Consider the following 13,213-nt stretch of genomic DNA (forward strand, 5'->3'; position numbering starts at 1 on the left):
CGCGACGCCGCGCACGGTGGCGGGCAGCCGCCGCAGGCTGTCGCGGTCAATGAACAGCGCCCGCAACCTGCGGGCCACGGCGCCGATCACCGGCCAGCCGCCGACCTCGCTCTTGGCCAGCATGCGGCAGCCGAACCAGCCCACGAACACCACCACGTCCAACCAGGACACGTGATTGGCCACCAGCAGCCCCGCCTCGGGTGCCTTGCCGCGCACCACCACCCGCGCCCCGGCGGCCCGCACCAGGGCACGCGCCAGACGGCGGCACGGCACCGCCATCCCGGCCAGCAGCACGGCCGCCACCGCGCACCACCGGACCGCCCGGCGGGGCCAGGCCGCCCGGCGGACGGGCCGGTCCACACAGGTGCGCGGCTGGCAGGGGGCGGTCGGGGACCACGCGTTCACCGCCGAACGTCCAATCCGAAGTATCGGGCGTAGCGGGGGTCGAGCCGGTCCAGGTCCAGCAGCATCAGCAGGTCGGCGGTGCCGAAATCGGGGTCGTAGGCGGCGGGTCCGCAGACCACGGCGCCGAGCCGCAGGTAGCCGCGCAGCAGCGGCGGGACCCGGACCTTGCCGGCGCGCGGCACGTCCCGGCAGTCCCAGGGCAGGTACGGGGTGACCCGCAGGCTCTCGGGGGCCAGGTGCCTGTCGCGCACCCGGTCCCAGACCGCCGCGGCCTGCGCGCCGCCCTGCTCCAGCGACAGCGAGCAGCAGCCGATCAGGTACCGGTTTCCGGTGCGGCGCAGGTAATCGGCGATGCCGGACCACAGCGTGCCGATGGCGGCGCCGTCGCGGTGGTCGGGATGCACACAGGCCCGGCCCGCCTCGGTCAGCTCCGGCCGCAGACCGGACAGCGCCGACAGGTCGAACTCGGTGTCGGAGTACAGCGTCCGGGCCCGGCCCGGCGGCAGCAACCGGTAGGTGCCGACCGTGTCGCCGGTGGCGTTCTCGGTGAGGATCAGGTGATCGCAGTGGGCGTCGAACTCGTCGACGTCGCGGCCGTCGAGGGCGCGCGGCAGGCACGCCCCGCCCTCGGAGGCGAAGACCCGGTAACGGAGCCGTTGGGCGCCCATGATCTCGTCGGGGTGGCGGGTGGTGCGTACGGTGTATCGCCGCGTCGCGTTCGCGACACCGCTGGCATTGATGGACATGGTCTTATTCAGTCGCGCCAAGATGACGGGTCGTCGACCAGCGCGCGGATGCCAGTTGATCGCCGGATGCCAAGAGCCACGGCATAGGCTGGCGCCGTGCTGCCGCGAGACGATGATGAGGTCCTGAGCGCCGTCAGCGCCGCGGTGCTGGCGGTCACCCGCCACCTGTCGGCGGCGGAGGTGCTGGAGGTCATCGTCCGCTCCTCCCGCAAGCTGCTGGACGCGCGCTACGCCGCTTTGGGCATCCCCGACTCGCAGGGAGGCTTCGCCGAGTTCATCGCCGACGGCATCAGCGACAAGCAACGCGACGCCATCGGTCCGCTGCCCCGCCAGCACGGCATGCTGGCGGCGCTGCTGCACGACGGCGAGACCATCCGCAGCACCGACATCCGCACCGACGACCGCTTCGGCTACTTCCCGTCCGCCCACCCGGTGATGTCCGACTTCCTGGGCGTGCCGATCCGCGACGGCGACGAGGTCACCGGCATCATCTTCCTGGCCGGGAAGCAGTCGTCCGAGGGCTTCACCGACCGCGATGAGCGGCTGCTCACCCTGTTCGCCTCGCATGCGGCCATCGCCATGGCCAACGCCCGCCTGTACGAGCGGGCCCGCGAGCTCAGCGTCGTCCACGAACGCACCCGGCTGGCCCGCGACCTGCACGACGCGGTCACCCAGAAGCTGTTCTCGCTGCGGCTGGCCGCCCGCACCGCCGCCACCCTCATCGACCAGGACACCGACCGCACCCGGCAGCAGCTGGACCGCATCGAATACCTCGCCTCCGAGGCCACGGCCGAGCTGCGGTCCATCATCGTGGAGCTGCGCCCGGCCGAACTCGACACCCACGGCCTGGCCGGCACCGTCCGCAAACACCTGGAGCTCATCGAGCGGTTGCACGCCGTGCACACCGACTTCGAGATCTCCGGGCGCCTCGACCTCGACAAGGCCGCCGAGGTCGAGCTGTTGCGCATGATCCAGGAGGCGGTGCACAACGCCGTGCGCCACGCCCGCGCCTCCGTCGTGACGGTGCGGCTCGACGGCAACACCGCCGTCACCGCCCAGATCAGCGACGACGGGGTCGGCTTCGACCCCGACGCGGCCACCCAACGCGGCCTCGGCCTGGAGTCCATGAGGGAACGGGCCGCGGCCCTGGGCGGCCGGCTCGAACTGGACACCGCGCCCGGCCGCGGCACCACGATCCGCCTGGTGGTGCCGCGTGGCTGAGCCGATCCGGGTGCTGTTGGCCGACGACCACCCCGTGGTCCGCCAGGGCCTGAAGACCTTTTTGGACATACAGCCGGACGTCGCCGTGGTCGCCGAGGCCGCCGACGGCGACGCCGCGCTGGACCTCATCGCCCGGCACCACCCCGAGGTCGTCCTGCTCGACCTCAAGATGCCCGGCGTCGACGGCCTGGAGGTGCTGCGCCGCGTCGCCGACCGCGGCGACGCCACCCGGGTGATCGTGCTGACGTCGGTGACCGGCTCCGAGGAGGTCGCCCCGGCCATGGCCGCCGGCGCCGCGGGCTTCCTCTACAAGGACATCGACCCCGACGCGCTGGTGCGCGCCATCCGCGCGGTGCGCGACGGCCAGGTGCTGTTCGCCCCCGACGCGGCCACCGCGATGCTGTCGCCCCCCGAACGCCGCCCCGCCGACAACCTCACCGACCGCGAGGCTCAGGTGCTGCGCCTCATCGCCGCGGGCCGCTCCAACCGCGAGATCGCCCGCGAACTGTCCGTGGCCGAAAAGACCGTCAAGACCCACGTGTCCAGCCTGCTGCGCAAGCTCGGCGTCGCCGACCGCACCCAGGCCGCCCTGTACGCGGTCCGCAATGGATTGAACTGAGAAGGCCGGGCCATGGCACCGACGACCGGGCGAAACGCCGACGGTAGAATCGCCGCCAGCACGCCGGAGGAAACGGGTTCGTCCACAAAAGAAGACCACAGGGAGGGCGCGGTGAACACCAAGACGAGCGCTGCCGCGCCCTGGAACGTGTGGACCTGGCCGAACCTGGTCACCATGATCCGGTTCGCCGGCATCCCCGTCTTCTGCTACCTGCTGATCGCCACCCACCACTACATCGCCGCCCTGGTGGTGCTGGCGGTGGGCGGCGGCACCGACTGGGTGGACGGCTTCCTGGCGCGCCGCCTGGGCCAGGTGAGCCGCTTCGGCAGGCTCCTCGACCCGCTGGTCGACCGGCTCTACATCCTGGTGGCCGTCGTGGTCCTCACCGGGGTCGGACTGCTTCCCTGGCAGTTCACCTCCGTGCTGTTGGTCCGCGAGGTGGTCATGGCCGCCACCGTGCTGGCCCTGCGCTGGCGCGGATACGAGGCCCTGCAGGTCCACTACGTCGGCAAGACCGCCACGTTCGTCATCTTCGCGTCGTTCCCGGTGTTCGTCCTGGCCGGGCTCCACAACGCCGCCGAGGTCTGGGCGCGGCCGCTGGGCTGGGCCCTGGCCTGGTGGGGGATCACCCTGTACTGGCTGTCGGCGGCGATCTACATCGTTCAGGCCGTGGGGCTGCTACGCGCGGCCCGGGCGCCGACCCCCACGGGGCGCCCGTGACGCGGCGTCGCCCCGACCCCGCCGCCGACCTGCTGTCGGCTTTTTGGAACCACCCCCTCGATTACCCGGCCAAGCCCGGCAGGCGCACCCCCGCGAAGCGGGCCATGGCGCTGGTCGTGATCGTCGTGCTGGGCGCCATCCTGGCCGTCGCGTACCGCGACACCCTCAACGCCGCCCCCGGCGCCGCCAAGGTCCACCAGCAGCTGCGCGACGACATCGCCGACGAACGCGCCTCCAACCACCACCTCGAGTCCCGCGCCGATCGCCTGCGCGACAAGGTGTCCCGGCTGCGCGACCAGCTGATCGGCGGCCAGCACGAGGTCGACAGGCTCCACCAGGCCGAGGCCGCCGCGGGCCTGCGCGCCGTCATCGGCGACGGCGTCACCGTCACCGTCACCGACGGGCCGGGCACCTCCAGCGGCGAGGCCGACCCCGGCAAGGTCTACGACCGCGATCTGCAGATCGTCGTCAACACCGTGTGGGCGTACGGCGCCGAGGCCATCGCCGTCAACGGGCAACGACTCACCGCCACCTCGGCGATTCGCGCCGCCGGGGGCGCCATCATGATCGACAATTCTCCGGTGTCCAGCCCGTACAAGATCACCGCGATCGGCCCCGACGACCTGGCCGACACGGTGTCGAGTTCGTCCATAGCCGACACCTTCGACAAGTACTCCGCGAAGTACGGGATGTCGATGACCGTGACCGAAAGCTCCGACCTGCGGCTGCCCGCCGCGCAGCCGCCGGCGCTCGACAACGCCAAACCGGGGGAGACCAAGTGATCATCGCGGGGCTGGCCCTGGTGGCCGGAATCGTGCTGGGTGTCGTGGTGGACGTCGACGTCCCCAATGCCCTGCAGCCCTACCTGCCCATCGCCGTGGTGGCCGCGCTCGACGCCCTGGCCGGTGCCGCGCGCGCCCACTTCGACAAGCGCTTCGACGACAAGCAGTTCACCGTGTCGTTCATCGGCAACGTGCTGATCGCCGCGCTCATCGTGTACCTGGGGGACCAGTTGGGCGTCGGCGCCCAGCTGTCCACCGGCGTGGTCGTGGTGCTGGGCATCCGGATCTTCTCCAACGCCGCGGCGATCCGCCGCAAACTGTTCCGCGCGTGAGGGCCACATGACATGACCGAAGACGACAAGGCCGGCGACGCCGAGGCCGCGCCGCAACGCCGCCGCCACATCGGCGTGATCGCCGCCGTCCTGGTGGCCGTGCTGGGCTTCACGATGGTGGTGCAGATCCGCAGCCATTCCGACGACAGCCTCGCATCGGCCCGCACCGAGGACCTGGTCCGCATTCTGTCCGATCTGGACTCCCAGCGGGGGCGGCTGTCCGACGAGATCGACCAGCTCAACACCGACCGCGACGACCTGGCCAACGGCAGCAAGCGCCACGACGCGGCGCTCAAGCGCGCCAAGGAGCTGGCCGACAGCGTCGAGATCCTGGCCGGGACCGCCACCGCCACCGGCAAGGGCCTCACCGTGACCCTCACCCCCGGTGGCGCGCCGATCCGCGCGGCGACCATGTTGGACGCGGTGGAGGAGCTGCGCGGCGCCGGCGCCGAGGTGATGCAGATCGACGGCGACGCGGGAACCTCGGTGCGGATCGTGGCGTCGTCGTCGTTCGCCTCCGACGGCGACGACCTGGCCGTCGACAACGTCACGCTCGCCGCGCCGTACCGGATCAGGGTGATCGGGGACCCCGACACCATGGCCACCGCCATCGACATTCCCGGTGGGGTGGCGGACACGGTGAAAAAGGACGGCGGTAACGTCGTGGTGGCGAAGCCGGGCACGGTGAAGGTGACGACCTTGGCTAAAGTCAAGCCACCCAAGTACGCCGTGCCGGTGGACTGAGACGAAGGGACGCTTCCAGCGCATGATTCCGCAAGAGCTGCGTTACACCGCAGAACACGAGTGGGTGCGCCCCTCCGAGGGCGCGGCGACGACCGTGCGGGTGGGCATCACGGACTATGCGCAGTCCTCGCTGGGCGACATCGTGTTCGTGCAGTTGCCGAACGTCGGCGACAAGATCGCCGCCAACGACGCCATCGGCGAGGTGGAATCCACCAAGAGCGTCTCCGACATCTACGCGCCGTTGGCGGGAACCGTCACTGCCGTCAACGAGTCGCTCGACGAGTCCCCCGAGACGATCAACTCCGCCCCGTATGAGGCAGGATGGTTGTTCGACATCGAGCCGGACGACGTCGCCGATGTGGCGGGGTTGCTGGACTCTGAAGCGTACGCCAAACTGACTGAGTAACACTTTGCTTGACTTTCACACGATTCAGCGACTTTTTGAGGTGGTCCCATGACGCGCCCCGGCGACGAGTACCCTCCGCTCGACACGACGTCGACCATGAACCTCGGCGCCTTGGACGACGCCCTGGAATCGTCGGGACCCGAGGTCAACGCGGCCACTCTCGCCAAGTCGCTCCCGCCCGGGACGGCCCTGCTGCTGGTGCGCCGGGGCCCCAACGCCGGTGCCCGGTTTCTGCTCGACCTGGATGTGACCACCTCCGGCCGTCACCCCGACAGCGACATCTTCCTTGACGACGTCACCGTTTCCCGGCGTCACGCCGAGTTCCACCGCGACGGCTCCATGTTCACCGTCCGCGATGTGGGAAGCCTCAACGGGACCTACGTCAACCGGGAGCGGGTCGAAACCGCCACATTGGGCAATGGCGACGAGGTGCAGGTCGGCAAGTTCCGCCTAGTGTTCATCGCCGGACCGGGCTCCCGATAGCCGCTCACCGCGGGGGTAAAGCCGCGAAACCCTCATCGGCGGCGTGTACGGTCGAAGAGTCGAAAGCGCATCAAGCCCGTTTGACAGAGAAGGCAGGCCGGTGCACGAGTTGAGAGTGGTCGGTGTGCGGGTGGAGCTACCCACCAACCAACCGATCGTATTGCTCAAGGAGGTCGACGGGGACCGGTTCCTCCCGATCTGGATCGGCGCCGTCGAGGCCACCGCGATCGCTTACGAGCAGCAGGGCATCACGCCGGCGCGTCCTCTGACTCACGACCTGCTGCGCGACGTGATCGTGGCGCTGGGCGCCGACCTGCGCGCCATCGAGATCAACGACATCCAGGATTCGGTGTACTTCGCCGATCTGGTGTTCGGCGAGGACATCCGGGTCTCGGCGCGCCCCTCCGACGCCATCGCCCTGGCGCTGCGCACCGGCACGCCGGTGCGCTGCACCACCGAGGTGCTCGAGGAATCGGGAATCACCATGTCGGAGGACGCCGACGAAGAGGTGGAGAAGTTTCGGGAGTTCCTCGACAACGTCACGCCGGAGGACTTCGCCGAGTAATCGGCCCGGCCGAAATTGCCGTACACTGTGGGCCAAACTGTGTCGGCTAGGAGGGCGGCGGCGATGAATGTGCACACCGTCGACGACACCGCCGGCTATCGCGGACCGGTGGCCTGCGCGGCGGCCGGCATCAGCTACCGGCAACTGGACTACTGGGCCCGCACCGGGCTGGTGGTGCCCAGCGTGCGCGCCGCCGAGGGCTCCGGGAGCCAGCGGCTGTACTCCTTCAAGGACATTGTGGTGCTCAAGGTGGTCAAAAGGCTGCTGGACGCCGGCGTGTCGCTGCAGAACATTCGCAAGGCCATCGCCGTGCTGCGCGAGCACGGCACCGCCGACCTGTCGGGCATCACCCTGATCTCCGACGGCACCACCGTGTACGAGTGCCGCTCCGCCGAAGAGGTGGTGGACCTGCTGCGCGGCGGCCAGGGCGTCTTCGGGATCGCGCTGGCCGGTGCCGTGGCCGACATCGAGGGCAGCGTCACCGTGCTGCCCACCCCCGCCGACCCCGCGGCCGCGCCGCGCGACGAGCTCGCCGAGCGTCGGGCCCGCAGGGCGGCCGGGTGATCAACGGGTAGGGTTGCGGTCGACAAGCTGATACTCCGCGCGGGAGAGACCGTGCGCGGCCCTGGCGGCCGCGACGCGGCGCCGAAGGAGCAACTCCTCCCCGACAACCTCTCAGGCAAAAGGACCGTGCGGACTGGCACCTCTGGAAAGCAGGCGCTTCGCGCGTCTCACCGACGGGGCAAGCCGCACCTGGTGCGGTGAAACTCTCAGGGCTCAAGACAGAGGGGGAGGACCCGACACGACGCCGAGTCCTTGGAGCGCCAATGAACCAGCAGTCACGCCCCGACACCTCGTTCGCCGCCCGCCACATCGGCCCGTCCGCGGCCGACCGGCAGCGCATGTTGTCGGCCGTGGGCTACCACAGCGCCGCCGAGCTGCTGGAGGCCGCGATCCCGGCGTCGATTCGCAGCCTGGACGGCCTGAACCTGCCCGCGGCGGTCAGCGAGGCCGAGGCCGCACGCGAGCTGCGCGCCATCGCCGCGTCCAACCAGACCAAGCGCCAGATGATCGGGCTGGGTTACCACGGCACCCACACCCCGGCGGTGATCAGGCGCAACGTGCTGGAGAACCCCGCCTGGTACACCGCCTACACCCCGTACCAGCCGGAGATCAGCCAGGGACGGCTGGAGGCGCTGCTCAACTTCCAGACCGTCATCGCCGACCTCACCGGACTGCCGGTGGCGGGCGCGTCCCTTCTGGACGAGGCCACGGCCGCGGCGGAGGCCATGACCCTGGCCCGCCGGGCCTCGAAGTCGGCCTCGGCGGTGTTCGCCGTGGACGCCGACACCCTGCCCCAGACCCTGGCGGTGCTGGCCACCCGCGCCGAGCCGCTGGGCATCACCGTGACCACCTTCGACGCCACCCGCGTCGCCGAGCTGCCCGCCGAGCTGTTCGGGGTGCTGGTGTCGCAGCCGGGGGCCTCCGGCGTGATCCGCGACCACGCGGCGATCATCGACGCGGCAAGGCAACGCGGCGCCGTGGCCGCGGTGGCCTGCGACCCGCTGGCGCTGACCATGGTCGCCTCGCCCGGCTCCCAGGGCGCCGACATCGCGGTGGGCTCGGCGCAGCGCTTCGGGGTGCCGATGGGCTTCGGCGGCCCGCACGCCGGTTTCATGTCCGTCCGCAAGGGACTGGAGCGTTCGCTGCCGGGCCGCCTGGTGGGCGTGTCCAAGGACTCCGCGGGTCGCCCGGCCTACCGGCTGGCGCTGCAGACCCGCGAGCAGCACATCCGCCGTGAGAAGGCCACCAGCAACATCTGCACCGCCCAGGTGCTGCTGGCGGTCATGGCGTCGTGTTACGCCGTCTACCACGGCCCTGAGGGCCTGCGCGGCATCGCCGAGCACGCCCACGGCGCCGCGTCTCGGCTGGCCGCCGGCCTGTCCGGCGGCGGCGTCGACGTCGTCCACGCCGACTTCTTCGACACCGTGACCGCGCGGGTGCCCGGGCGCGCCGCCGCCGTGGTCGACGCCGCGTGCGCCGCCGGGGTGAACCTGCGGCTGGTCGACGCCGACACCGTGGCCGTCGCCTGCGACGAGACCACCACCGACGCCGACCTGCGCGCGGTGTGGGCGTCCTTCGGCGTGGCCGACGGTCCCGACGCCGCCGACGCCCCGGTTCCCGCCGCGCTGCGGCGCGACGTCGACTACCTGGCGCACCCGGTGTTTCGCACCCACCACTCCGAGACCGCGATGATGCGCTACCTGCGCGGCCTGGCCGACCTGGACTACGCCCTGGACCGCGGCATGATCCCGCTGGGCTCGTGCACCATGAAGCTCAACGCGGTGTCCGAGATGGAGCCGGTGAGCTGGCCGTCCTTCGCCGACATCCACCCCTTCGCCCCGGCCGACCAGACCGCCGGCTACCAGCGCGTCATCGACGACCTGTGCGCCTGGCTGGCCGAGGTCACCGGCTACGACGCCGTGAGCCTGCAACCCAACGCCGGTTCGCAGGGGGAGGTGGCCGGTCTGCTGGCGATCCGGGCCTGGCAGGAGGCCCGCGGCGCCGGGGACCGCGACGTGTGCCTGATCCCGTCCAGCGCCCACGGCACCAACGCCGCCTCGGCCGTGCTGGCGGGCATGCGGGTGGTCGTGGTCGCCTGCGACGACGAGGGCAACATCGATCTGTCCGATCTGGACGCCAAGCTGGAGGCGCATGCCGACGCGCTCGCGGCGATCATGGTCACCTACCCGTCCACCCACGGGGTGTACGAGTCGCAGATCGAGCGGCTGTGCGCCAGGGTGCACGAGGCCGGGGGACAGGTCTATGTGGACGGGGCGAACCTCAACGCGCTGCTGGGCTTCGCCAAGCCGGGCGGCTTCGGCGCCGACGTGTCCCACCTGAACCTGCACAAGACCTTCTGCATCCCGCACGGCGGCGGCGGCCCCGGCATCGGCCCGGTGGCGGTGCGCTCCCACCTGGCCCGGTACCTGCCCGGGCACGCGCTGGGCGAGGCCACCCCGGTGGGCCCGGTCGCCGCGGCGCCCTACGGCTCGGCGGGCATCCTGCCGATCCCGTGGATGTACCTGAAGATGATGGGCGGCCCCGGCCTCACCGAGGCGACCGCCTCGGCGGTGCTGGCCGCCAACTACGTCGCCGCCCGGCTCGGCGAGCACTACCCGGTGCTGTACAGCGGCAACAAGGGCTTGGTGGCCCACGAGTGCATTGTGGACCTCCGGGGTCTCACCAAGGAGACCGGGGTGACCGTCGACGACGTCGCCAAGCGGCTCATCGACTACGGCTTCCACGCGCCCACCATGTCCTTCCCGGTGGCCGGGACGCTGATGGTGGAGCCCACCGAGAGCGAGAACCTCGACGAACTCGACCGTTTCTGCGATGCGATGATCGCCATTCGGTCCGAAATCGCCGCCGTGGGTACCGGTGACTGGCCCAAGGACGACAATCCGCTGGTCAACGCCCCGCACACCGCCGAGTCCCTGATGGCCGACGACTGGGGCCACCCGTACACCCGGCGCGAGGCGGCGTACCCGTCCGGCGCGGTGCGCGACAAGTACTGGCCGCCGGTGGGACGCATCGACGGCGCCTGGGGCGACCGCAACCTGGCCTGCGCGTGCCCGCCCCCGGAGGCGTTTTCTCAGTGACGCATCGCCGCGCCGGACGCGCGGGCGAAGATGGTTAAACTGGGCCGGTCCCGAATCGCCCCAGGAGAAGAAACCCATGGCACGTGGCCGCAGCGAAGCAGGCGTCAAGTCGCATCGTCGCGGTCGCCGTAAACGCAAGGTCAAGCGCCGCCTGCCGGTGGCCCCCTGGATCGTGATCACCGTGGTGGTGACCCTGGTGGCCAGCGGGATGGTCGCCGGCTACTGGTGGCTGCTGGGCACCGGATGCAGCGGCGACCCGATCAAGGCGGTCGTCGCCGCCCCGGACACCATCAGCAACACGCTGTCCAAGATCGCGCGGGACTGGGAGAACACCGAGCCGTCGGTGAACGGCCGCTGCGTGGGCGTCGACATCAAGGAGAAGTCGTCGGCCGAGGTCGTCAACGGACTGTCGGGCACCTGGGACGCCAAGACCGAGGGACCCGCCCCGCACATCTGGGTGCCGGAGTCCTCCGCCTGGCTGCAGATGGCCAAGCTCACCGACGCGGGCGACGCGATGATCCCGAACGCGCCGCCGCTGGCGGCCACCAGCCCCACGGTGATCGCGATGCCCGCCCCCGCGGCCAAGGCCCTGGGCTGGAACGAGGGCGGCAAGCCGAAGGCCGACGCGGGCAAGCCCACCTGGGAGAACCTGGTGAAGCTGGCCTCCTCCGGCCGCACCTGGAAGGACTTCGGCCACCCCGAGTGGGGCGACATCAAGGTCGGCATGAGCAGCCCCGGCGACTCCACGGCGGACCTGCACGCGCTGTTGAGCGTCGTGGACGCCAACCGCGACGGCACCGCCAGCACCGACGAGCTCGACAACGTATCCGCGCTGCACGGCGTGGTCTCCAAGCAGAGCGACAGCATCGACGACACGCTCGGCAAGATGAGCGACACCGACGCCAAGAACAAGCCGATGGGCTACGTGTCGGCGTTTCCGGCGCTGGAGCGCGACGTGTGGCAGTACAACTCCACCGCCAAGACCCACCTGACGGCGGTGTACCCGTCCGACGGCAGCATCGACGCCGACTATCCGATGGCGATCCTGCAAAAGGCCAGCTGGACGAACCACACCTTCCGCGACATCGGGCGGCAGTTCGCCGAGTACGTCATCGGGCACTCGGGGCAGGAGTCGATGAAGCAGGCGGGGTTCCGCGACGGGACCCGGCGCACCGGCAGCAAGGAACTCACCGGCACCGACGGGCTGGCGTCCCACATCAACGAGCCGCAGCGCAAGCCGGTGAAGCCCGAGACGGTGCAGGACACGCTGGTGACGTGGAAGGCGCAGGACGTGCCGATGAACGTCCTGGTGGTGGTGGACTCGTCGTCGTCGATGGGCAAGGAAGTGACGTACAACGGGAAGAAGACGACCCGCCTGGCCGTCGTGCAGAAGGAATTGAGCGACGCGCTGCGATTGTTCGGTTCCCAGGCGAATGTCGGGATCTGGCGGTATTCGGTCGACGGGGTCACGGGGGAGTCGCACACTCCCGTCCAAGACATTAGTAAATTTACACCTGGCAATAAAAGCGCGGCGCTGGACAATCTGACCTCGATCACGCCCGCCGGCGACGGCGGCCTGTATCAATCCGCTGTGGACGCCTACCAGGCCCTTGTGGACTATCAGGGCGCGGACGGGGCCGCCAACCGCGTGGTCTTGTTGTCGGACGGCGGCAACGAGGACGGCTCGGCGATGTCGGAGGACCAGATGGTGTCCAAGCTGCAGGATCTGTCCAAACAGCACCGATCGAAGAGCGCCCGCATCGAGACCATCGGCTACGGCGATGAGGTCAACTCCAAGGGCCTGGAGGACATCGCGAGCGCGACCCAGGGGCAGTACTACCCGGCGAAGTGGAGCGACGAGATCAACAGCCAGCTGTTGTCGGCGTTGTTCAGTTCCTGACCGTCCCCCCGTAGGACGGTCGCGTGAGGCCGGTGAGGGCCGTCGGTGCCTCTCAGGCGACGGCGATGTGGGGCGCGGGTCCGCGGTGCGGGTCGATGCAGCGACCGTCGGGAAGGATCTCGCCGGTGTCGTCGAAGACGACGACGCCGTTACACAATAGACTCCAGCCCTGTTCGGGATGGGAGGCGACGACGCGCGCCGCTTCGCGATCGGCGTCAGCCGCCTCGGGACACTGGGGTTCGTGCGAGCACATCATTGGCTCCCGATCATCTCTCCTGTGTGGTGACGTGTTTTCGTTCACACCCAACATTGCGCCACACTACAGACGCTTTCATGTCATTGTCGCAACAGTTCCGGCACGATTCCGGGAGTTAACGCCTATACCCGTGCCGGACCCGAACGAAATCAGACCAAAAGAATGAGCCTGCTTCCTCCGCCCGGGCCCGTCGGGGTGCCGTCCTCTTGCCAATTCACGCGTCACGAGGTCGATCGTCTGCTGTGGTGGGTTGGTGACACAGAGGAACCGGCGGAGGCGCTGGCCGACTTCTGCCGGGCCTTCGGGGTGGGCGGCGACCTGTCGCACCCCGGGCGCCACGACCCCGAGGCGCGCTGGTGCGGGGTGGCCGTG

Annotated in this window: 15 protein-coding genes, 1 pseudogene and 2 riboswitches; of the genes and pseudogenes, 13 read left to right on the forward strand and 3 right to left on the reverse strand. The window is 70.2% G+C overall.

Annotation, left to right across the window (positions count from 1 at the left end):
* Both VE172_RS00045 and VE172_RS00050 read right to left on the reverse strand, forming a co-directional pair.
* Nucleotides 1–405 (reverse strand): lysophospholipid acyltransferase family protein (locus VE172_RS00045; RefSeq protein ID WP_324795352.1); only part of this gene is annotated, 405 nt, incomplete at its 3' end.
* Nucleotides 402–1,151: a GNAT family N-acetyltransferase gene (locus VE172_RS00050; protein WP_324795355.1), complete on the reverse strand. Its 750-nt coding sequence runs from the start codon at nucleotides 1,149–1,151 to the stop codon at nucleotides 402–404. The genes VE172_RS00050 and VE172_RS00045, both read right to left, overlap by 4 nt.
* A 99-nt stretch (nucleotides 1,152–1,250) precedes the next feature.
* Here VE172_RS00050 and VE172_RS00055 point away from each other — a divergent pair, with 99 nt between their 5' ends.
* From VE172_RS00055 to VE172_RS00110, 12 genes are all read left to right on the forward strand, one after another.
* Nucleotides 1,251–2,372, forward strand: coding sequence for a GAF domain-containing sensor histidine kinase (locus VE172_RS00055; RefSeq protein WP_414715039.1), 1,122 nt, complete (start codon nucleotides 1,251–1,253; stop codon nucleotides 2,370–2,372).
* A complete protein-coding gene (locus tag VE172_RS00060) occupies nucleotides 2,365–2,991 on the forward strand; it encodes a response regulator transcription factor (protein ID WP_324795362.1) in 627 nt (208 codons plus the stop codon). Before VE172_RS00055 ends, VE172_RS00060 begins: the two co-directional genes overlap by 8 nt.
* A 111-nt stretch (nucleotides 2,992–3,102) precedes the next feature.
* Complete coding sequence (locus tag VE172_RS00065) at nucleotides 3,103–3,711, forward strand: CDP-alcohol phosphatidyltransferase family protein (RefSeq protein ID WP_324795365.1); 609 nt, start codon at nucleotides 3,103–3,105, stop codon at nucleotides 3,709–3,711.
* Nucleotides 3,708–4,493, forward strand: coding sequence for a DUF881 domain-containing protein (locus VE172_RS00070; protein ID WP_324795368.1), 786 nt, complete (start codon nucleotides 3,708–3,710; stop codon nucleotides 4,491–4,493). The genes VE172_RS00065 and VE172_RS00070 overlap by 4 nt, the downstream gene beginning before the upstream one ends.
* Nucleotides 4,493–4,825 carry a small basic family protein gene (locus tag VE172_RS00075; RefSeq protein ID WP_324795397.1) on the forward strand — a complete coding sequence of 111 codons (333 nt, stop codon included), beginning with the start codon at nucleotides 4,493–4,495 and terminating at the stop codon, nucleotides 4,823–4,825. Before VE172_RS00070 ends, VE172_RS00075 begins: the two co-directional genes overlap by 1 nt.
* Nucleotides 4,826–4,837: 12 nt before the next feature.
* Nucleotides 4,838–5,569 carry a DUF881 domain-containing protein gene (locus VE172_RS00080; RefSeq protein WP_324795371.1) on the forward strand — a complete coding sequence of 244 codons (732 nt, stop codon included), beginning with the start codon at nucleotides 4,838–4,840 and terminating at the stop codon, nucleotides 5,567–5,569.
* Nucleotides 5,570–5,591: 22 nt separating this feature from the next.
* On the forward strand, nucleotides 5,592–5,975 hold the full coding sequence (gene gcvH, locus VE172_RS00085) for a glycine cleavage system protein GcvH (RefSeq protein WP_324795374.1): 384 nt from the start codon (nucleotides 5,592–5,594) through the stop codon (nucleotides 5,973–5,975).
* Nucleotides 5,976–6,023: 48 nt separating this feature from the next.
* Nucleotides 6,024–6,458 carry an FHA domain-containing protein gene (locus VE172_RS00090; protein ID WP_324795377.1) on the forward strand — a complete coding sequence of 145 codons (435 nt, stop codon included), beginning with the start codon at nucleotides 6,024–6,026 and terminating at the stop codon, nucleotides 6,456–6,458.
* A 100-nt stretch (nucleotides 6,459–6,558) separates the two neighbouring features.
* Entirely contained in the window at nucleotides 6,559–7,023 is a 465-nt protein-coding gene (locus tag VE172_RS00095; RefSeq protein WP_324795381.1) for a bifunctional nuclease family protein, read from the forward strand.
* A 63-nt stretch (nucleotides 7,024–7,086) separates the two neighbouring features.
* Nucleotides 7,087–7,587, forward strand: coding sequence for a MerR family transcriptional regulator (locus tag VE172_RS00100; RefSeq protein WP_324795384.1), 501 nt, complete (start codon nucleotides 7,087–7,089; stop codon nucleotides 7,585–7,587).
* Between the two features lie 30 nt (nucleotides 7,588–7,617).
* Nucleotides 7,618–7,724, forward strand: a riboswitch (glycine riboswitch).
* Nucleotides 7,725–7,819: riboswitch (glycine riboswitch) on the forward strand.
* 31 nt (nucleotides 7,820–7,850) lie between these two features.
* Nucleotides 7,851–10,685, forward strand: a complete 2,835-nt coding sequence (gene gcvP / locus VE172_RS00105) for an aminomethyl-transferring glycine dehydrogenase (RefSeq protein WP_324795387.1) — start codon at nucleotides 7,851–7,853, stop codon at nucleotides 10,683–10,685.
* Between the two features lie 76 nt (nucleotides 10,686–10,761).
* Entirely contained in the window at nucleotides 10,762–12,585 is a 1,824-nt protein-coding gene (locus VE172_RS00110) for a vWA domain-containing protein (RefSeq protein WP_324795390.1), read from the forward strand.
* A gap of 52 nt (nucleotides 12,586–12,637) precedes the next feature.
* Here the strand turns inward: VE172_RS00110 and VE172_RS00115 are convergent, their stop codons facing one another.
* Nucleotides 12,638–12,838 carry a DUF5999 family protein gene (locus tag VE172_RS00115; protein WP_324795393.1) on the reverse strand — a complete coding sequence of 67 codons (201 nt, stop codon included), beginning with the start codon at nucleotides 12,836–12,838 and terminating at the stop codon, nucleotides 12,638–12,640.
* Nucleotides 12,839–13,003: 165 nt separating this feature from the next.
* Between VE172_RS00115 and VE172_RS00120 the strand changes: the two are divergent.
* Nucleotides 13,004–13,213: pseudogene (locus VE172_RS00120) on the forward strand (hypothetical protein); the annotation flags it as partial.

This window comes from Stackebrandtia sp. (assembly GCF_035643755.1).
Classification (GTDB): domain Bacteria; phylum Actinomycetota; class Actinomycetes; order Mycobacteriales; family Micromonosporaceae; genus Stackebrandtia.